At 75.2% G+C, this 19,571-nt stretch carries 15 protein-coding genes; 7 read left to right on the top strand and 8 right to left on the bottom strand.

Annotated features, from left to right (window positions below):
- The first annotated feature begins 93 nt into the window (after positions 1-93).
- Together AW16_RS0107975 and AW16_RS17025 are read left to right on the top strand one after the other, a co-directional pair.
- A complete protein-coding gene (locus AW16_RS0107975) occupies positions 94-2,286 on the top strand; it encodes a prolyl oligopeptidase family protein (protein ID WP_051681773.1) in 2,193 nt (730 codons plus the stop codon).
- Entirely contained in the window at positions 2,283-3,329 is a 1,047-nt protein-coding gene (locus AW16_RS17025; protein ID WP_029289475.1) for a mechanosensitive ion channel family protein, read from the top strand. The genes AW16_RS0107975 and AW16_RS17025 overlap by 4 nt, the downstream gene beginning before the upstream one ends.
- Positions 3,330-3,379: 50 nt before the next feature.
- On the opposite strand, the gene AW16_RS0107985 is transcribed toward AW16_RS17025, so the two are convergent.
- Positions 3,380-3,610, bottom strand: coding sequence for a glucose PTS transporter subunit EIIB (locus AW16_RS0107985; protein ID WP_029289477.1), 231 nt, complete (start codon positions 3,608-3,610; stop codon positions 3,380-3,382).
- Between the two features lie 203 nt (positions 3,611-3,813).
- Here AW16_RS0107985 and ptsP point away from each other — a divergent pair, with 203 nt between their 5' ends.
- From ptsP to AW16_RS0108010, 5 genes are all read left to right on the top strand, one after another.
- Positions 3,814-5,505 (top strand): phosphoenolpyruvate--protein phosphotransferase, encoded by a 1,692-nt coding sequence (ptsP, locus tag AW16_RS0107990; protein ID WP_029289479.1) that lies wholly within the window; start codon positions 3,814-3,816, stop codon positions 5,503-5,505.
- A gap of 41 nt (positions 5,506-5,546) precedes the next feature.
- The gene (locus tag AW16_RS0107995) at positions 5,547-5,930 is read left to right on the top strand and encodes a globin (RefSeq protein ID WP_029289481.1); all 384 of its coding nucleotides are present in this window, start codon (positions 5,547-5,549) and stop codon (positions 5,928-5,930) included.
- Positions 5,931-5,985: 55 nt separating this feature from the next.
- Positions 5,986-6,855: an acyl-CoA thioesterase II gene (locus AW16_RS0108000; RefSeq protein ID WP_029289483.1), complete on the top strand. Its 870-nt coding sequence runs from the start codon at positions 5,986-5,988 to the stop codon at positions 6,853-6,855.
- Between the two features lie 82 nt (positions 6,856-6,937).
- Positions 6,938-7,939, top strand: coding sequence for a DNA topoisomerase IB (locus AW16_RS0108005; protein ID WP_029289485.1), 1,002 nt, complete (start codon positions 6,938-6,940; stop codon positions 7,937-7,939).
- A gap of 51 nt (positions 7,940-7,990) precedes the next feature.
- Positions 7,991-9,610 carry an SDR family oxidoreductase gene (locus tag AW16_RS0108010; protein ID WP_081861535.1) on the top strand — a complete coding sequence of 540 codons (1,620 nt, stop codon included), beginning with the start codon at positions 7,991-7,993 and terminating at the stop codon, positions 9,608-9,610.
- Here AW16_RS0108010 and AW16_RS0108015 read toward each other — a convergent pair.
- The 7 genes from AW16_RS0108015 to AW16_RS0108045 all read right to left on the bottom strand — a co-directional run bounded on the left by AW16_RS0108015 (position 9,588) and on the right by AW16_RS0108045 (position 19,493).
- Positions 9,588-10,085 carry a thioesterase family protein gene (locus AW16_RS0108015; protein ID WP_029289489.1) on the bottom strand — a complete coding sequence of 166 codons (498 nt, stop codon included), beginning with the start codon at positions 10,083-10,085 and terminating at the stop codon, positions 9,588-9,590. The two genes, AW16_RS0108010 and AW16_RS0108015, sit on opposite strands and share 23 nt — an antisense overlap.
- A 22-nt stretch (positions 10,086-10,107) precedes the next feature.
- Positions 10,108-11,694 carry a GTPase family protein gene (locus AW16_RS0108020; protein WP_029289491.1) on the bottom strand — a complete coding sequence of 529 codons (1,587 nt, stop codon included), beginning with the start codon at positions 11,692-11,694 and terminating at the stop codon, positions 10,108-10,110.
- Positions 11,691-13,631 carry a dynamin family protein gene (locus AW16_RS0108025; RefSeq protein ID WP_081861536.1) on the bottom strand — a complete coding sequence of 647 codons (1,941 nt, stop codon included), beginning with the start codon at positions 13,629-13,631 and terminating at the stop codon, positions 11,691-11,693. Before AW16_RS0108025 ends, AW16_RS0108020 begins: the two co-directional genes overlap by 4 nt.
- Positions 13,632-13,699: 68 nt before the next feature.
- Positions 13,700-15,382, bottom strand: a complete 1,683-nt coding sequence (ettA, locus tag AW16_RS0108030; RefSeq protein ID WP_029289495.1) for an energy-dependent translational throttle protein EttA — start codon at positions 15,380-15,382, stop codon at positions 13,700-13,702.
- Positions 15,383-15,578: 196 nt separating this feature from the next.
- Positions 15,579-16,160, bottom strand: coding sequence for a single-stranded DNA-binding protein (locus tag AW16_RS17665; protein ID WP_156044110.1), 582 nt, complete (start codon positions 16,158-16,160; stop codon positions 15,579-15,581).
- Between the two features lie 202 nt (positions 16,161-16,362).
- On the bottom strand, positions 16,363-17,814 hold the full coding sequence (locus AW16_RS0108040; protein ID WP_034648421.1) for a GTPase: 1,452 nt from the start codon (positions 17,812-17,814) through the stop codon (positions 16,363-16,365).
- Entirely contained in the window at positions 17,811-19,493 is a 1,683-nt protein-coding gene (locus tag AW16_RS0108045; protein ID WP_051681775.1) for a GTPase domain-containing protein, read from the bottom strand. The genes AW16_RS0108040 and AW16_RS0108045 overlap by 4 nt, the downstream gene beginning before the upstream one ends.
- Between the last annotated feature and the right edge of the window lie 78 nt (positions 19,494-19,571).

The following is a 19,571-nucleotide window of genomic DNA, read 5'->3' on the forward strand; positions in this document are numbered from 1 at the left end:
GCCCAGGCCACGGCGCAGGACGAGGCAACCCGGCGCGGGTCGAGGCCGGGTGCGACGACGCGGCGTCGCGAGCTCGTCGTAGCCTTGCGGACCATGACGGCCCCCTCGCTGCCCCCCGCAGCGCGCACGTACCCCGACGCCCCGCGCCTCGACCTCGTCGAGGACCTGCACGGCCACCTCGTCGCCGACCCCTACCGCTGGCTCGAGGACGCGGGCGCGGACGAGACGCGCGCGTGGTCGCACGAGCAGGACGATCTGTACGGGGCCCACCGCTCGACGTACCCCGACGAGGGGCCGTTCGCCTCGGCACGCCTCGTCGCCCGTCTGCACGAGCTGCTCGGTGCCGGCTTCGTCGGCACCCCTGCGTGGCGCGGCGACCGCAGGTTCTTCTCGCGGCGCGCGGGGGACCAGGAGCACGCCGTGGTGGTCGTGGCCGAGCCGGACGGCAGCGAGCGCGTGCTCGTCGACCCGATGGTGCTCGACCCCGCCGGGACGACGACGCTCGACTCGTGGCAGCCCTCGAAGGAGGGCGATCTGCTCGCCTACCAGGTCTCGCACGGCGGCACCGAGGAGAGCGTCCTGCACGTGCTCGATGTCGCCACGGGCGACCTCGTCGACGGCCCGATCGACCGCGCCCGCTACTCCCCCGTCGCCTGGCTCCCGGGGGGCGACGCGTTCTTCTACGTCCGGCGGCTCGCGCCCGACCGTGTCCCGGCCGACGAGCAGCAGTACCACCGCCGCGTGTGGCTGCACCGCGTCGGTGCGGACCCCGCCGAGGACGTCGAGGTGTTCGGCGCCGGTCTGGAGCTCACGAACTACTACGGCGTGTCCGTCTCGCGCGACGGTCGCTGGCTGATCGTCTCCGCCTCCGCCGGCACCGCACCGCGCACCGACGTCTGGATCGCCGACCTCGACACGCCGGGCGTGCCCGAGCTCGAGGAGGTCGTCGTCGGCCTCGACGCCGAGACGGGCGCCTGGGTCGGCCGCGACGGACGGCTGTGGGTCCACACCGACCTCGACGCGCCGCGCGGCAGGCTCGCCGTGACCGACCCGACGCGCCCAGGCGTGCGGCATTGGCGCACCGTGCTCGAGCAGGACGAGACGGCGGTGCTCGAGGGCGTGGCCTTCACCGACGACGGCGACCCCTCGGCGCCGACGCACCTGCTCGCGAGCTGGCGCCGGCACGCGGTGTCCGAGGTGACGGCGCACGACCCCGCCACGGGAGAACGGACCGGCGAGGTGACGCTGCCCGGTCTGGGGTCCGTCTCCGGGCTGGTCACCCGGCCCGAGGGCGGTCCGGACGTGTGGTTCACGTACACCGACCACACGACCGTGCCCGCGGTGCACCGGTACGACGCCAGGACCGGCCGCGTCGAGCTCTGGGCTTCGCCGCCCGGGACCGTCGCCGACGTACCGGACGTGCGCGTGCAGCAGGTCGAGGTCACCAGCGCCGACGGGACGACGGTCCGGGCCTTCGTCGTCGCGCGCGCGGACGCCCTGGCCGACGACGGGACGCCGCTGTCCCCCGCACCGACCGTGCTCTACGGCTACGGCGGCTTCCAGATCTCGCTCGACCCCGCCTACTCCGCGTCCACGCTCGCATGGGTCGAGGCGGGCGGGGTGCACGTCGTCGCGAACCTGCGCGGCGGCGGCGAGGAGGGCGAGCGGTGGCACCGCGACGGGATGCGTGAGCACAAGCAGAACGTGTTCGACGACTTCCACGCGGTCGCACGGTGGCTCGTCGAGCACGGCTGGACCACGAGCGAGCAACTCGCCTGCTGGGGCGGTTCCAACGGCGGCCTGCTCGTGGGCGCCGCGCTCACGCAGCAGCCCGAGCTGTTCGCCGCGGTGGTGTGCTCCGCGCCGCTGCTCGACATGGTGCGCTACCAGCGCTTCGGCCTGGGCGTGACGTGGACCGAGGAGTACGGCGACGCCGGCGACCCCGTCGAGCTCGGCTGGCTGCTCGGGTACTCGCCGTACCACCGCGTCGTCGACGGGACCCGCTACCCCGCGACGCTGTTCACCGTCTTCGAGGGAGACACGCGCGTCGACCCGTTGCACGCGCGCAAGCTCGCGGCGGCGCTGCAGGCCGCGACGAGCGGCGAGGCACCGGTGCTCGTGCGGCGCGAGACCGGCGTCGGGCACGGCGGGCGGTCGCTGTCGCGGACCGTGGGCCTCACCGCGGAGCAGCTGCAGTTCGTCGCCACGGCCACCGGGCTCGCCACGGCCACGGGGCTCGTCGCGGTCGCCGGGCACACCGCCGGGCACGACGGGGGTGCGGCATGAGGTTCGCCCCGTCCCCCGACCCGAGCGCGACGCCCGGCGTGCTGCCGGACAAGGCGACGCCGAGCGGGCTCTGGGAGTGGTTCGTCGGCATCCCCCTGAACGTCATCATCATCGTCGGCGTCAGCAGCGTCGTCCTGGCGCTGCTGCGTCGCGTCATCCGGACCGTGACCGACCACGTGGCCGAGGGCACCCCGATCGCGGCACGCGCCGGCCTGCAGGACACCGCCGTCGGGAGCGCGCTGCTCAAGGCCGACCCGCTCGCGACGGCGCGACGCGCGCAGCGTGCGCGCACGCTCGGCTCGGTGCTGCGCTCGACCGCGTCGATCCTCGTCGGCGCGATCGCGCTGTTCCTCGTGCTCGACCAGCTCGGCGTCAACATCGCGCCGTTCATCGCGTCCGCGGGCATCGTCGGCGTCGCGCTCGGCTTCGGTGCGCAGAGCCTCGTGAAGGACTTCCTCACCGGGACGTTCATGCTGCTCGAGGACCAGTACGGCGTGGGCGACGTCGTCGACGTCGGCCCCGCCAACGGCACGGTCGAGGCAGTGACGCTGCGCGTGACGAAGGTGCGCGACGCCGACGGCACGCTCTGGTACGTCCCGAACGGGTCGATGGTGCGCGTCGGCAACAAGACGCAGGGCTGGTCGACCGCTGTCGTCGAGGTCGACGTCGACTACTTCGCGGACCTCGACGAGGTGCGCGCGCTGCTGCAGGAGGCCGCAGCCCGCGTGGTCGCCGACCCGCAGGTGGGGCCCGACGTGCAGGGCGAGCCCGTCATCACGGGCATCGAGCGGCTCAGCGCCGACTCGGTGACCCTGCGGCTCAAGATCCGCACGTCACCGGCGCGGCAGTGGGAGGTCGCCCGCGCGCTGCGGACGCAGACCCGCCACGTGCTCGAGGTCGCGGGCGTCCCGCTCGCGGGCCAGCGCGATGCGCTCGCCGCGCACCGCGAGCGGGTGGTGGCTCCTGCCGCGGACGAGCCGGGCGACGCGGCGGACCGTCCGGCAGCGCAGGAGGACGAGCCGACGGGGCCGGAACCCGCCTGAGCCGGCCGGCGTCACGGACTGGCGTGACGGGCCGGCCGTGACGGACTCGCTCAGCGCAGGGAGTCCAGCTCCGCGGCGAGGTTGTCCGCCTCGGGGCCGACGATGACCTGCACGATGCGACCCGAGCGCACGACACCGAACGCGCCGGACGCCTTGAGAGCGGCCTCGTCGACCAGCTGGGAGTCACCGACCTCGACCCGCAGCCGCGTGATGCAGGGCTCGAGGTCCACGACGTTCGAGTCGCCACCCAGCGCTGCGAGGATCTGCTCTGCCTTGCTCAACTGGACTCCTCTGTTCTGCCGGCGCGGGCTGGCCGCACGACGTTCGACGTCTCGTCAAGGGTAACGCTCGTCACGCCCTGCGCCGGACCGTCTCACGGACGGTCGTGCAGATGGGACGACACGGCCGCGCCGTGTCGTGCCTGCTGGCGCACGGGGCCGCCCGGGGACCAGACTGCGAGGACTCGACGAGGAGGTCAGCACAGGTGAGCCCGCAGCCCCCCACGGTCGTCACCGGCATCGGCGTGAGCCCCGGCCGCGTCGCGGCCCCGGCCGTCCGCATGCCCGACCCGGTCCCCGAGCCGCCCGCCGGGCGCCGCCTGGCGCCGGGCACGGACCACGACGCCGAGGCCGCACGCATCGGCGAGGCCGCGGAGCGCGTCAAGGCCGGGCTCGACGAGCTCGCCGACCGCACCGAGGGCGACGCGGCCGACCTGCTGCGCACGACCGCGGCGATGGCCACCGACCCGACGCTGGTCGACGACGCGGTCGCGCGCGTGATGTCCGACCACCTCGTGCCCGAGCGTGCCGTCTGGGAGGCCGCCGCGTCGGTCTCCGCGCAGTTCGAGGAGCTGGGCGGGCTGTTCGCGGAGCGCACGCGCGACGTCGCCGACGTCCGTGACCGCCTCGTCGCGGAGCTCACCGGCCGTGCCGCACCCGGCGTGCCCGAGCGCGACCAGCCGTTCGTGCTCGTCGCGGTGGACCTCGCGCCCGCCGTCGTCGCGACGATGGACACCGACCGCGTGCTCGCGATCGCCACCGCCGAGGGCGGACCGACGGCGCACACCGCGATACTCGCGCGCGCCCGCGGCGTCCCGGCGGTCGTCGCGGCACGCGGGCTGCTCGACGGCCTGGCCGACGGCGCGACGGTGGTGGTCGACGGGAGCGCCGGCACCGTGACGCTGGACCCCTCGGACGACGACGTCGCCGCGGCGCGCGCGCTCGCCGCGCTGGTCCGTACCTTCACCGGTCCGGGCCGTACCGCGGACGGCCACCACGTCGAGCTCCTCGCGAACGTGGGCGACCCGGGCGCGGCCGAGTCGGCGGCCGAGGCCGGTGCCGAGGGCGTCGGTCTGTTCCGCACCGAGTTCGAGTTCCTCGACCGCTCCGAGGCGCCGTCGGTCGCGGAGCAGGTGCGCGAGTACCGCCGCGTCTTCGCGGCGTTCCCGGACCGCAAGGTGGTGATCCGCACGCTCGACGCGGGCGCCGACAAGCCGATGCCGTTCGTCGCGGGCGACCCCGAGGTCAACCCGGCGCTCGGTGTGCGCGGCCTGCGCACGGCGGCCGTGCACCCGGACATCCTCGAGGACCAGCTCGTCGCGATCGCGACGGCCGCGCAGGCCGAGAGCGCGCACGTGTGGGTCATGGCCCCGATGGTCTCGACGGTCGACGAGGCGCAGGACTTCGTCGCCGCGTGCGCGCGGCACGGGCTCGAGCAGGCGGGCGTCATGGTCGAGGTGCCGAGCGCCGCGCTGATGTCCGGGCCGATCCTCGCGCACGCGCGGTTCGCGTCGATCGGCACCAACGACCTCGTGCAGTACACGATGGCCGCCGACCGGCTCCTCGGCGCGGTCGCGCACCTGTCCCAGGCGTGGCAGCCCGCGGTGCTGCAGCTCGTCGCCGCGACCTGTCGCGGGGGTGCCGCGCAGGGACGGCCTGTCGGGGTGTGCGGCGAGGCGGCGGCCTCCCCAGCGATGGCCGTCGTGCTCGTCGGGCTCGGGGTCACGTCGCTGTCGATGACACCGCGCGCGCTGGCCGACGTCGCCGCCGTGCTCGAGACCGTGACGCTCGACGAGTGCCGGCGCCTCGCGGGGCTCGCGCTCGCCGCGTCGTCGGCCGCGGACGCCCGGGCCGTCGTGCGCGACCAGCTGCCTGTTCTCGCCGAGCTGGGGCTGTAGCGCGGTCCGGCGGGTGCGCCGCCACGTGTGAGGATGTCCGCGTGAGAGCGGACTCCTTCTACGAGGCGGTCGGCGGGCACGCGACGTTCGTCGCGCTCGTCGACGAGTTCTACCGCGGCGTGGCCGACGACGAGGTGCTGCGCCCGATGTACCCCGAGGCGGATCTGGGTCCCGCGGCCGAGCGCCTGACCCTGTTCCTCGAGCAGTACTGGGGCGGGCCGACGACGTACTCCGAGCAGCGCGGCCACCCGCGGCTGCGCATGCGGCACGCACCGTTCAAGGTCAACCCGGACGCGCGCGACCGGTGGCTCGCGCACATGCGCACCGCGGTCGACTCGCTCGACCTCGCGCCGCTGCACCGCGCCGAGCTGTGGGACTACCTCGAGCGGGCCGCGCACTCGATGCTCAACACGTTCGAGGACTGACGTCCCAGCGCGTGGCCGGCACGGCCCCGAGCCGCGCGCATGGCAGGCTCGGCACATGACCGACGCGCCTCGCGACCCGATGGCCCCCGTGCTCGCCGTGCTCGACGTGGAGCGCGACCCGTCGTCGCCCGACGTGTTCTCCGGCACGAGCCTGCCGCAGCCCAACGGCCGCGTGTTCGGCGGCCAGGTGCTCGCGCAGTCGCTGCTCGCCGCGGGGCGCACGGTCGAGGAGGACCGGCTGCCGCACTCGCTGCACGGCTACTTCCTGCGGGCGGGCGACGTGCGCGAGCCCATCACGTTCGCGGTCGAGCGCCTGCGCGACGGCCGGTCGTTCACCGCGCGCCGGACCCACGCGCTCCAGGGTGGCGCGGCGATCCTGTCGATGATCACGTCCTTCCAGGAGCGTCAGGACGGCGTCGAGTACGCCGACCCGATGCCGTCCGACGTGCCGCCGCCCGAGCAGGTTCCCTCCGCGATGGACCTCCTGTCGGGCATCGACCACCCCGTCGCGAAGTTCTGGACGCAGGAGGCGGCGTTCGACGTACGGCACGTCGGTGGCTCGATCTACCTGGGCCCGGCCGCCGAGCGCGACGGGCGCCAGCTGGTGTGGTTCCGCTCGCGCGGTCCCCTCCCCGACGACCAGCTGCTGCACCGCGCGCTGCTGGCGTACGCGTGCGACCAGGTGATGCTCGAGCCGGTGCTGCGCCGCACGGGCGAGTCCTGGGTCAGCCCGGGGCTGTCGATCGCGTCGCTCGACCACGCGATGTGGTGGCACCGAGATGTACGAGTGGACGACTGGCTCCTGTACGTCCAGTCGTCGCCCTCGGCGCAGGGCGGGCGCGGGCTCGGCGCCGCGCGCGTCTTCACGCGTGACGGGGACCTCGTGGCGTCGGTCGCGCAGGAGGGCATGGTGCGGGTTCCCTAGCACGGCCGGCTCGTGCGCGGTCCGCCCCGCCCCGGTGCCGCCCGCCGTGCGGGCGCCGTCGCGGCGGGTGACACTGCGGGACATGGTGCGGCTGCGGCGTGTACGGATCGACTCCCCCGGATGGTCACGGAGCAGACGCGGCAGCTCGTTCGTGTACCTGGACCTCGACGCGGTGCGCATCGTCGACGAGCAGCACCTCGAGCGCATCGTCGGCCTCGCCATCCCACCCGCATGGACGGACGTGTGGATCTGCCCGCTGCCGAACGGCCACATCCAGGCCGCCGGGCTGGACGCCGCCGAACGCCGCCAGTACCTGTACCACCAGCAGTGGCGCGTGCGCCGCGACCGGCTCAAGCACGACCACGTGCTCGACGTGGCCCGCCGGCTGCCCGCAGCGCGCCGGCGGGTCCGTCGCGACCTCGAGCTCGACGGCTTCGGGCGCGAGAAGGTGCTCGCGCTCGCGTTCCGGCTGCTCGACCTCGCATACCTGCGTGTCGGCGGCGAGGGGTACGCGAGCAAGCACGGCTCGTACGGGCTCGCGACGCTCCTGCGTGAGCACGTCACGGTGCTGCCGCCGGCGCACGATGGCGACGAGGGGCGCGTGCACCTGCACTTCCCGGCGAAGTCGGGCCAGGTGCGCGACACGGTCGTCGAGGACGACGACGTGGCACGCCTCGGCCGTGCGCTCGTGCGGCGCAGCGACGACGGACCGGAGCTGCTCGCGTGGCGCGACGACGACGGCACGTGGCACGACGTCACGAGCGCCGACGTGTCGTCGTACGTCAAGCAGCGGCTGGGCGACGACGCGAGCGCGAAGGACTTCCGCACGTGGCACGCGACGGTGCTGGCCGCACGCGGCCTCGCGGACGCCGGACCTCCCCCGGGCTCCGAGCGCGCGCGGCGTCGTGTCGCGACGGCGGTCGTCACGGATGTCGCCGACGAGCTCGGCAACACGCCCGCGGTGTGCCGCGCGTCGTACATCGACCCGCGCCTGTTCGACCTGTGGGAGCACGGCGAGACCATCCGCGCGACGAGGTCGCAGCACGTCGCCGAGCGGCGCACGCTCGAGCTGCTCGGCGGCTGAAGCCGTCCCGCTGCGGGTGCGGGCACGGCCCGGCGCACGCAGACTGCCCGGATGGAACCGACGCTCGAGCCCCGCACGGCCGCCGCGACGCTCGTCGGCCTGGTGCCGGGCACCGGACCCGATGGCCGACCGCGACCCGACGCGCCGCTCGCCGCCGTCACGGGCGTCACGGGGTACGTCGGGGGCAGGCTCGTGCCGGAGCTGCTCGCCGCCGGGTACCGAGTGCGCGCGATCGCCCGCAACCCCGACCGCCTGCGTGGGCGCGACTGGTACGACCAGGTCGACGTGGTCCGTGCCGACGCGGGCGAGCCGGCGCAGATCGCGGCCGCACTCGCTGGCGCGGACGTCGCCTACTACCTCATCCACGCGCTCGGCTCGGGACGCTCGTTCGAGCAGCGCGACCGGCACACGGCCCTCGTGTTCTCGCAGGCCGCGCGCGAGGCGGGGGTGGGCCGGATCGTGTACCTCGGTGGCCTCTACCCCGAGGGCGAGGAGCTCTCGCCGCACCTGGCCTCGCGCACCGAGGTCGGCGAGATCCTGCTCGCGTCGGGCGTCCCGACGACCGTGCTGCGCGCCGCCGTCATCCTCGGGTCGGGTTCCGCGTCGTTCGAGATGATGCGCTACCTCACCGAGCGGCTGCCCGCGATGACCGTGCCGCGCTGGGTGGACAACCGCATCCAGCCGATCGCCGTGCGGGACGTGCTGCGCTACCTCGTCGGGTCGGCGTCCATGCCGCCGGACGTCAGCCGCGGCTTCGACATCGGCGGACCGGACGTGCTGACGTACCGCGAGATGATGCAGCGCTACGCCGAGGCCGAGGGGCTGCCCCGACGGGTGATCGTGGGCGTCGGCGTGCTGACGCCCCGCCTCTCGAGCCTGTGGGTCTCGCTCGTGACGCCGGTCCCCGGAGGCCTCGCGCGGCCGCTCGTCGAGTCGCTCGTGCACGAGGTGGTGTGCGACGAGCACGACATCGCGCGCCACGTCCCCGACCCGCCCGACGGGCTCGTCGGCTTCGACCTCGCGGTGCGGCTCGCGCTGCAGCGGATCCAGGAGGCCGCGGTCAGCACGCGCTGGTCGTCGGCCGCGCTGGCCGGGGCCCCGAGCGACCCGCTGCCGAGCGACCCCGACTGGGCGGGCGGCTCGCTGTACGTCGACGAGCGCTCCGAGCAGGTCGACGCGTCCCCGGCGGCGCTGTGGCGCGTGGTCGAGGCCGTCGGCGGTGAGCGCGGGTGGTACTCGTGGGCGCTCGCGTGGCGCGTGCGGGGGGTGCTCGACCGGTTCGTCGGGGGCCCGGGCCTGCGTCGCGGGCGGCGGGACCCGGGACGGCTGCTGGTCGACGACGCGGTGGACTTCTGGCGTGTCGAGGCGATCGAGCCGGGGCGGCTGCTGCGCCTGCGGGCCGAGATGCGGCTCCCCGGACTTGCGTGGCTCGAGCTGCGCGTGGACGGTTCCGACGACCCGCTCGTCGGGCCGACGACGTTCACGCAGCGCGCGCTGTTCCACCCGCACGGGCTCGCCGGCCAGCTCTACTGGTGGTCCGTGTACCCGTTCCACGGGGTGGTGTTCGGCGGCATGCAGCGCAACATCGCGAGCGCGGCGGAGCGGGCCGAGGCGGCGCGCACGGACCGTCCGGCCCGGGGGCCGGGCCTCAGCGCCGACGACGGAACGTGAGGGCCTCCCCCACGAACGGCTCCCAAGCGGCGCGCTCGTCGGCGGTGATGCGACGCGGCTGCTCGGTGATGGCGTCGACGACGACGATCGTCGTCGCCGCCTTCGCGTACGGAACCTGACCGGACGCAGGCCCGACACGGTCGAAGCGCGCGGGGCCGGCGTGGACCTCGTAGCAGACCTCGAGGCTCGCGCCCCCGAGGTGCCCGATCCACATCTCGACGCGCACGGGGTTGCGCGTGAACCCGAGCGGCCGCAGGTACTCGATCTCCTGGCGCGCCACGAGCGTGTGCGACGACGCGTGCGGGCCGGTGTCGAGCACGGCGGTCGGCCACGGCTCGTCGGCCGCGTCCGGGTGCCGCCAGAACGCGGTGATGCGGGCGTCCTCGAGGAGCCGGAACATCTCGACGTTGTTGACGTGCTGGTAGGCGTCGAGGTCCGACCAGCGCAGGGCGACGGGCACGTGCAGACGGGTCACCCGGGGATTCTCGCACCGCGGGTCAGGACGCCGCCCTGGAGGCCGCGTCGCGGGCCCCGCGCCAGTCCGCGAGGACCTCGGCCACCGGTCCGACGACGAGCCGGTCCGCGACGTCCTGCACCGAGCGGCGCAGCCGACGCCGGGCCCGGGCGGCTCGGCGGCGCGCGCCCAGCGCGGCGACGGCGCGTGACACGAGCGCGAGCAGGAGCCCCGTGAGCAGGCCGCCGACGAGCAGGAGCGTCGGCACCGGGATCTGGCGCCAGTGCGGCACGCCGACCTCGGGGAGCTGGAGGTAGCCGACCGCCCACAGCAGCCCGAGCCACGCGAGCCCGACCACCGCGACGACGACGAGCGCGCGCTGCAGCACGTCGACGACACGCCACCAGGCCGGTCGCCGCTCGGCGTCGAGCCGTGTCCCCACGACGGCCTGGTCGAGCGCGTCCGTGATCGCGGAGGTCGACGCGGCCGTGCGCGCGCGTGCGTCGAGCACCCAGGGATCCGGCAGGCCCGCCGTCGCGGCTGCCACGTGGTCGCGCACCGCGGTGCGGGCCGCGGCCGACGAGCTCGGCGACGCCGCCGGCAGCGACGACCGCGCGAGGTCGGGCCGTGCGCTCGGCGTCCGCAGGCCGAGCCTGCGCAGCGGGTCACGCCGGAGCCTGCCGACCCAGCGCGTGACCGGCCAGCCCGTCGAGGCGGCGGCATCCCTGCGCGCCGAGGCACGCACGGCGTCGACGACCACCGGCACGCCCGCCGCCGCCTCGAGCCCGTCGACGAGGCGCGCGGCGTCCGGTGCGCCGCGCCGGGGCGGCCCGTCGCCGAGCGACTCCAGAACCGCCCGCCCCGATGCGGCCAGGTCGGCCGCCCAGCGCCGGGTCGCGGCCTCGCGGCGCGCCGCGGCGTCGGCGAGCAACGTGCGCAGCTCGTCGAGCCCCTGGCCGGTCCGGGCGGACACCGCGAGCACGCGCGCACCCGGGAGGCCGTCCTGTGCCAGCAGTCGGCGCAGGTCACGGACGCACGCTTGCGCGTCCGCGGGCGCCAGGCGGTCGACCTGGTTGAGCACGACGACGGTGACCAGCTCGCGCTCCTGGGCCAGCGGCCGCAGGTAGCGCTCGTGCAACGCGGCGTCGGCGTACTTCTGCGGGTCAACGACCCAGACGAGCAGGTCGGCACGCTCCACGAGCCGCTCCGCGCGCACCCGGTGCTCCGTCACGACCGAGTCGTGGTCCGGCAGGTCGAGCAGCACCCAGCCCGCGTCGGGACGGCCGGCGGGCGGGACCGCGAGCTCGTGCCGCCGGCCTACCTCGAGCCATTCCAGCAGCGGGCCTGCGCCGTCGCCCGTCACCATCGCGAGGGCGTGCGACGTCGTGGGCCGCTGCACCCCGACGCCTGCGACGTCCTCGCCGACGATCGCGTTGAACAGCGACGACTTGCCCGATCCCGTCGACCCCGCGAGGGCGACGACGGTGTGCTCCGCGGACAGGCCGGCACGCTCTCTCGTCCGGGCGACGACCGCGCGCGCCTGCGCGGCGAGGTCCGCAGGCAGGCGCTCGCCGGCCGCGTCGAGGGCGTCCTGCAGCGCCTGGGTGCGCTGCGCGAGGTCGGTGCTCATGCGCGCCCGAGCAGCCGACGCCAGAAGCCGGGCCGAGTCGCGGCCGGCTCGTCTGGGCCCGTCGGCTGCCCAGCCCCGACGCCGGCCGCGCGCCCGCCGGTGCGCCACGACGCGGCACCGCGCAGCTCGGGACCCCCGGACATCGGCGCGGCCGACGGGGCGTCGTCGCGGACCGCGATCGCTGCCGCCCGCTCGACACGTGCCCCCGCGCCGCGCAGGTCCTGCCCTGTGCCGCGATCGCTCCCGAGCGCATCCAGCTGCGCGAGGTAGCGCACCTGCTCGGCGTCGACGAGCCCGCGCACCCGCTCGTCGAGCCGCTCGCGCGCCTGCGTCGTGAGCCTGCGCACCGCGTCGTCGCCGAACACCGCCTCGAGCAGCTTCTGCGCGACGACCGCCGTCCCGCCCGCGATCCCGACCTCGATTCCGGTGAGCCCACCGGTCGACGCGAACACCGCGACCATGAGCGCCACACCGAGCCCGTTGAGCCCGAACGACAGCGCGCGTGCCGTGCCGCGACGCTCCGCACCCTGCTCACGCACGAGGTCGAGCACGTCGCCCTGCCACGCCCGGATCTGCTCTCCCACCTGCATCCGCGCGCCGCGTGACGCGCGTGCGAGGTCGAGCCCGTCGAGGAGCGCGGCACCCGCGGGGTCGGCGCGCCACGCGGCGTGCGTGCGCTCCGCGGCGTCGTCGAGCGCGTCGAGGACCACCGCTTCCAGCCCCTGCGCGAGCGCCTGCTCGACGCGCGGCGCCTGCGCCGGCCGGCCGCGGAAGAACCCGACGACCGCGTCGCGCACCTTGCCCACGCCGTGCTCGATCGAGCGGAGCAGCTCGCCCGTGCCGACGAAGTCCTGCCAGCGCGCGAGCACCTCGCCACGCAGCAGCGTGCCGTCCGACGTCGCCTCGGTGACCGCACGCACGGCGTCGTCGCCGTAGCGCCCGACGACGGCCCGCAGGCGTGCGTCCGCCTCGACCTGCTCGTCGCTCGCGCGTGCGATCGCGTGCGAGCGACGCACGAGGTCGTCGACGACGCCGTCGAACGTCGCGTCGACGACGGCCTGGCGGGCGCCCGTGTCCGCCCCCAGGTCCGAGAGGTACGCGGCGACCTCGCCGACGGCCTCCTCGGGCAGCAGACCCTCGACGAGCGTCGCCTCCGGCACGACGAACAGCCGCGCCGACCCGAGCCCGTGCTCCTCGAGCATGCGGCGCAGGTCGTCGGCCACGGGCTCGGCACCGGGGTCGACGCGGTCGACGACGAGCGCGACCTGTGCGCGGCGCGCGGCCGCCGCGTCGAGCAGGTCCCACGGGACGGCGTCCGCGTAGCGCGCGGCGGTCGTCACGAACAGCCACAGGTCAGCCGCCGCGAGCAGCTGCGCCGCGAGCTCGCGGTTGCCGGTCTCGACCGAGTCGACGTCCGGGGCGTCGAGCAGCGCGAGACCGGGCGGGAGCGCGTCGTCGGCGACGAGCCGGACCGCGCGGTCCTGACCGGGACGCTCGTCGTCTCGCCGGCCGGGCTCGCTGGAGACGCGGGCAAGCCCGGGCAGCACGCGGTCGGTGCTGAACCAGCGCGCGTCCTGCGGGTGGTGCACCAGGACGGGGGCGCGCGTCGTGGGACGCAGGACGCCCGGGTCGCTCACCTGGCGCCCGAGGAGCGAGTTCACGAGCGTCGACTTGCCCGCCCCCGTCGAGCCGCCGACCACGACCAGCATCGGGGCACCGCGCGAGCGGAGACGCGGCAGCACGTAGTCGTCGAGCTGGTCCCTCGCGGCGGCGAGCTCACGTCGGGCGCTCTCGGCGCCGGGGACGTCGAGCGGCAGCGTCGTGGCCCCGAGCCGGGCGCGCAGGTGCTCCAACGCGTCGGTGAGCTGCGAGCCGCCCTCGTCGGCCCGCAGGTCCGCGCGCTGCCCGTCCTGCCCGGTGCCGGACCGCTCGTCCATGCCCTCAGTCTGGCCGTTGGGGCGCGTCACCGCTGGTCGCCGACCCGCGGTGACGCGCCCGGCCCACGTCAGTCGCGGCGCAGCTTGCGGTGCGTCACGCGGTGCGGGCGCGCGGCGTCGGCGCCGAGGCGCGCGACCTTGTTCTCCTCGTACGAGGCGAAGTTGCCCTCGAACCAGTACCAGCTCGCCGGGTCTTCCTCGGTGCCCTCGTAGGCGAGGATGTGCGTCGCGACCCGGTCGAGGAACCACCGGTCGTGCGAGACGACGACCGCGCAGCCGGGGAACTCGAGCAGCGCGTTCTCGAGCGAGCCGAGCGTCTCGACGTCCAGGTCGTTGGTGGGCTCGTCGAGAAGGAGCAGGTTGCCGCCCTGCTTGAGCGTGAGCGCCAGGTTGAGGCGGTTGCGCTCACCACCCGACAGCACCCCGGCGGGCTTCTGCTGGTCCGGGCCCTTGAAGCCGAACGCCGCGACGTAGGCACGCGACGGCATCTCGACGTTGCCGACCTTGAGGAAGTCGAGCCCGTCGGACACGACCTCGAACAGCGTCTTCTTCGGGTCGATCCCGCCGCGCGACTGGTCGACGTACGAGATCGAGACGGTCTCGCCGATCTTCAGGTCGCCCTCGTCGAGCGGCTCGAGGCCCACGATCGTCTTGAACAGGGTCGTCTTGCCGACGCCGTTGGGACCGATGACGCCGACGATGCCGTTGCGCGGCAGCGTGAAGCTCAGACCGTCGATGAGCGTGCGCCCGTCGAAGCCCTTGACCAGGTCCTTGGCCTCGAGCACGACGTTGCCCAGGCGCGGGCCCGGCGGGATCTGGATCTCCTCGAAGTCGAGCTTGCGCGTGCGCTCCGCCTCGGCCGCCATCTCCTCGTACCGCGCGAGACGCGACTTGGACTTCGTCTGCCGGCCCTTGGCGTTGGACCGCACCCACTCCAGCTCCTCCTTGAGGCGCTTGGCGAGCTTGGCGTCCTTCTTGCCCTGGACCTGCAGGCGCTCCTGCTTCTTCTCCAGGTACGTCGAGTAGTTGCCCTCGTACGGGTACAGGCGGCCGCGGTCGACCTCGCAGATCCACTCCGCGATGTTGTCGAGGAAGTAGCGGTCGTGCGTGACCGCGAGGATCGCGCCCGCGTAGTCCTTGAGGTGCTGCTCGAGCCACAGCACCGACTCGGCGTCGAGGTGGTTGGTGGGCTCGTCGAGCAGCAGCAGGTCCGGCTTCTCGAGCAGCAGCTTGCACAGCGCGACGCGGCGACGCTCACCCCCCGAGAGCACCGACACGTCGGCGTCGGCGGGCGGGCAGCGCAGCGCGTCCATCGCCTGCTCGAGCTGGGCGTCGAGGTCCCACGCGTCGGCGGCGTCGATCGCCTCCTGCAGCTGGCCCATCTCGGCCAGCAGCGCGTCGAAGTCCGCATCGGGCTCCGCCATGAGCGCGGAGATCTCGTTGTAGCGGTCGAGCTTGCCCTTGATCTCGGCGACGCCCTCCTCGACGTTGCCGAGCACGGTCTTGCTGTCGTTGAGCGGCGGCTCCTGCTGGAGGATCCCGACCGTGTACCCCGGGCTCAGGCGCGCCTCGCCGTTCGACGGCTGGTCGAGGCCCGCCATGATCTTCAGGATCGTGGACTTCCCGGCGCCGTTGGGGCCGACGACGCCGATCTTGGCGCCCGGCAGGAAGTTCAGGGTGACGTCGTCGAGGATCAGCTTGTCGCCGTGCGCCTTGCGCGCCTTGATCATGGAGTAGATGAACTCAGCCACTGGCTCTTCGTCCGCCTCGCGTGCTCGGGGACCCCGGGTGGGGCTGCTGGTCTGATGGTGGGCCGGTCGCGCGCCGTGCGGTGGCGCCGGCGATCCGGTCCACCAGCCTAGGCGATCGACCCACGCGGGGCGTCGGCGGACCCGCTCGAGCCGGCTCGATGGGGGGCGAGGCGGCAGCGCGGGCCCGCCGACGGTCTCAGCGGGCGACGAGCTCGCGCTCCCGTTCGCGCAGCGCGCCGACGAGGCCGTCGACCTCGTCGTGCTCGTCGTCGTCCACCTCGTCGACGTGCGCCTCCTGCTCCGGGTCGGCGACGGCATCGCCCGGGACCCAACGGTCGCCCTCCTCCGGCGGCGCCTCCTCGTAGCCCGAGACGTCCACCGGGCCCTCGGCGGCGCGCTGCGCGCCCGCGATCGTGCGGCGGAACCGGGTGGTACCGAACGCCAGGTCGTGCCCGATGCTCGTCGCCTCGAGCACCAGTCCGCTGCGCGGCGTGCCGTCGCCGGCGGTCCACTCCTCGGTCGAGAGCCGGCCGTGCGCGACGACCGGGTCGCCCTTGACGAGCGACACCTCCGCGTTGATCGCGAGCGCCCGCCACGACTTCACGCGGAACCACTCGGTCCGCCCGTCGCGCCACTGCCCGGTGCCGCGGTCGAAGTAGCGTCGCGTGCTCCCCAGCCGGAACGTCGCGTACGCCTGCCGACCGTCGCGCGCGGGGAACAACCGGACGTCGCTGCCCACCCACCCGACGACCGTGACGTCGAGGTTGTGCGTGCTCATGAGTGCCTCCTTGGCCACGCCCCGGCCAGACGCGGGGCTCGTGCGAGCGACGCTGCCCGAGACCTGCGGCCCGCGGGCCCGCGGCCGTGCGCACCGGTGGACGGGCACGGCCCGAGGCGTGCCTGTGGACGGTTCGACGACGACGCGTCCGACGGGGCGCCCGGCGCTCGCAGGTCCGACGACCAAGGCCGCCGGCGTCTCGTCAGCCGCGCGCCCGCTCCATCTGCTCACGCACCGCGCGGTGCTCGGCGAGCACGGCCTGCGTCGGCTCGAGCAGCAGCCGACGCGCCACGTCCTCGAGCACCGCGCGCCCGTCCTGCAGCGTCTGCCGGGCGCGTCGTCGGCCCGCGGAACGCCGCGCCGCAGCCGCGCCCAGCACGCACGCGACCACACCGGCCACAGCGACCGCCGCACCGACGAACGCCCAGGTCGCGGTCGCTCCCGCACCCGTCAGCGAGCCAACGCCGACCGCACCGAGCGCGATCGCGGCGACCCCGAGCACCACGGCCAGCACGGTCAGCGAGACCGCCGCACGCGAGCGCTGCACCTCGACCCGCAGGCTCGCGAGCGCGTGCGCCGACTCCTCGCCCAGCCGGGCGGCGGTCGCCGCACGGTCACGCAGGTCCGCCGACCATCGCGCGGGCAGCGCGGACGCGATGGGGTCCAGCCACGCCGCGCGCGCCCGACCCACGGTGTGCGCCTGCAGCGGGCCGACGTCGGGCACGGTCGTGTCGCGGCCTCGCGACGCGGCCCCCACCGCCGAGGCGACCGCCGGCAGGCCCGCCGCATCGGCGAGCGTGTCGACGACCGAGGACACCGTGAGCGCCGCGGGCTCGCGCTCCGCGACCGTCGGCCCGAGGGCGCGCACCGCGTCGTCCAGCTCGGCCGACGCACGCGTCGCCGCGAGCGAGCGCGCCGCGACGGCGGACGCGAACGCCGCACGCACGTCCCCCACGCCCTCGCCGGTGAGCGCCGAGACGCCCCACACGGGCACGCCGCTCAGACCGTCGGCCACGAGCAGGTCGGACACGTCCGTGAGCAGGGAGGTCCGCTCCGGCACGGGCACGGTGTCGAGCTGGTTGAGCATGACGAGCATCGAGGCCTCGTGGCCCACGAGGCGCTGGAGGTAGCCGGTGTGCAGCGCGTCGTCGGCGTACTTCTGCGGGTCGACGACCCACACGAGCGCATCCGCCTGCGGCAGCAGCCGGTCCACGACGGCGCGGTGCTCGGGCTCGATCGAGTCGTGGTCCGGCAGGTCGAGCAGGACCAGCCCGCGCAGCTCGGTCTCCGCCTCGCCGTCGAGCGCGCTCTCACGCTGGATGCGGCGGTCCTCGGCGACGCCCAGCCAGTCGAGCAGCGCGCCCGCCCCCGGCCCCCAGACGCACGCCGTGACCTGCGACGTCGTCGGCCGACGCACGCCGACGTCGGCGAACTGCAGCCGCGAGAGCGCGTTGAACAGGCTCGACTTGCCGGACCCGGTGCCGCCGACGAGCGCCACGATCGTGTGGTCGACCCCGAGCGCGAGCCGCTCGCGCACGCCCGCGGCGGTCGTGCGGACCCGCTCGGCGACCGCGGGCTCCACCCGGTCCCCCGCGGCGTCGACCGCTCCGACCAGCGCGTCGACCCGGGACCGCAGCGCGTCGTCGTCGGTCATGTCAGCCCCTTGAGGACGGCGAGCCGCAGCCGCAGCCGGGAGGCGGCGTCGTCGGCGAGGTGAGGGTCGTCGAGCAGCTCGCCGACGACCGTGCGCTCGAGCCCCGCCTGCGACGCGGCGCGCCCGGCCAGGTCGTCGACGAGCTCGTCCACGACGGCGTCGGCGGCGGTCCCGAGCAGCGACGTGAGCAGCACGCGCGCGTCGCTGACCCCGGCGCCCGCCGCGAGCGCGATCGCGGCGAGCCCGTCCTCCCCCACGGCGGTCACGGCGCGCGTGGCTCGTCGGCCCGCAGACCCGCTCGCGGCGGTCGCCGCACGCACCAGGCGACCACCCTGCGACGCCCAGCCACGGGCTGCGAGGTCGGCCGCCGAGGTCCTGCGGGACGCCGCTGCGTCGCGCGGCCACGCGTGCACGATCGACGCGCCGCCGGCGGGAGCCCCCGCGCCGTCGAGCGCGGACCGCAGCGCGGACTCCGTCTCGGCTCCGGCCTGCGCGAGCACGGCTGCGGCGGACCGCGTGACGTCGGCGACGAGCGGCGCGAGCGCCGCCGAGCGCGCGCGGCCGCGTCGCGCCGAGCCGCGCACCTTCCCGCGCGCGTTCACGAGCCCGTCGAGGGGGCCGTCGGGCGCGGACAGCTCGGCCCAGCGAGCGCGCACCGGGCCGTCGGCGACGGCGCCGCCGCGGATCGCGTCCGCCGCGTCGCTCGTCGGACCCGCGACCGCGCCGTCCAGGACCGTGCCGATGCGAGCGGCCGCGTCCGCCTGCTCCTGCACTGCCTCCGCGAGCTCGTCGACCCAGCCGCGCAGGGCGGTCAGCGAGCCGCGCAGCGTGCGCCCGACGACGGTGCGCGCCCGGTCCGGTCCGGCGAGCGTCATGAGCCAGCGGTGGATCGGCGACACCGCGGACGCCGAGAGCAGACCCTGGTGCGGGCCGACGTCCGGCACGACGAACAGCGGCGAGTTCGCGAGCCCGTGCTCGCGCAGTCGCCCCAGCAGGTCGCCGCGCACGGTCGGCATCGAGTCCGAGGGCACGCGGTTGAGCACCATCGCGATCGTCGCGCCGCGCTCGACCGCGGTCTCGAGCACCTGCCACGGCAGCGCGTCGCCGTACCGCGAGGCGGTCGTGACGAACAGCCACAGGTCCGCGGCCTCGAGCAGCCGGTGCGCCGACTCGCGGTTCGACTCGAGCACCGAGTCGAGGTCGGGCGCGTCCAGCAGCGCGATGCCGCGCGGCACGTGATCGTCGGCGACGACCTCCACCGACTCCAGCACCGGGTGGTGCGACAGGAGGTCGGCGTCGAGCGGGTGGTGCACGAGGACCGGCTCACGCGTCGTGGGCCGCAGCACGCCCGCGGTGCTCACCTCGGCTCCCACCAGCGAGTTCACGAGCGTCGACTTGCCCGCCCCGGTGGACCCGGCGACCACGACGACCGCCGGCGCGGACAGCTCCGTGAGGCGCGGCACCAGGTGCTCGTCGAGCTGGTCGACGAGCCGGTCTCGCGACGCGACGGCGTCGGGCGTGGACTCCAGGTCGAGCGGGAACTTCGTCGCCGCGACGTCCCGGCGCAGGTCCACGACCGCGTCCAGCAGCGACGTCGCCGCGAGCGGCCGGGCCAGCATTGAGCGCGGGTCGTCGGCTGCGATGGCCGACGCCGACCCCGTCCCTGCCAGCGCGCTCACCCGGCCATTCTCCCGGTCTGGACGTGACCTGGACAAACGCGCCACGCGGGTGACCCCGCTCCGGGATGCTCGCGCAGG

Source organism: Cellulomonas sp. HZM (genome assembly GCF_000708885.1).
Lineage (GTDB): Bacteria > Actinomycetota > Actinomycetes > Actinomycetales > Cellulomonadaceae > Cellulomonas.

Excerpts from the sequence above, each read along its gene's own strand:
- AW16_RS0107975 (WP_051681773.1), top strand. The coding sequence starts at position 94 with ATGACGGCCCCCTCGCTGCCCCCCGCAGCGCGCACGTACCCCGACGCC.
- AW16_RS17025 (WP_029289475.1), top strand. The coding sequence starts at position 2,283 with ATGAGGTTCGCCCCGTCCCCCGACCCGAGCGCGACGCCCGGCGTGCTG.
- AW16_RS0108000 (WP_029289483.1), top strand. The coding sequence starts at position 5,986 with ATGACCGACGCGCCTCGCGACCCGATGGCCCCCGTGCTCGCCGTGCTC.
- AW16_RS0108005 (WP_029289485.1), top strand. The coding sequence starts at position 6,938 with ATGGTGCGGCTGCGGCGTGTACGGATCGACTCCCCCGGATGGTCACGG.
- AW16_RS0108010 (WP_081861535.1), top strand. The coding sequence starts at position 7,991 with ATGGAACCGACGCTCGAGCCCCGCACGGCCGCCGCGACGCTCGTCGGC.
- AW16_RS0108020 (WP_029289491.1), bottom strand. The coding sequence starts at position 11,694 with ATGAGCACCGACCTCGCGCAGCGCACCCAGGCGCTGCAGGACGCCCTC.
- AW16_RS0108025 (WP_081861536.1), bottom strand. The coding sequence starts at position 13,631 with ATGGACGAGCGGTCCGGCACCGGGCAGGACGGGCAGCGCGCGGACCTG.
- AW16_RS17665 (WP_156044110.1), bottom strand. The coding sequence starts at position 16,160 with ATGAGCACGCACAACCTCGACGTCACGGTCGTCGGGTGGGTGGGCAGC.
- AW16_RS0108040 (WP_034648421.1), bottom strand. The coding sequence starts at position 17,814 with ATGACCGACGACGACGCGCTGCGGTCCCGGGTCGACGCGCTGGTCGGA.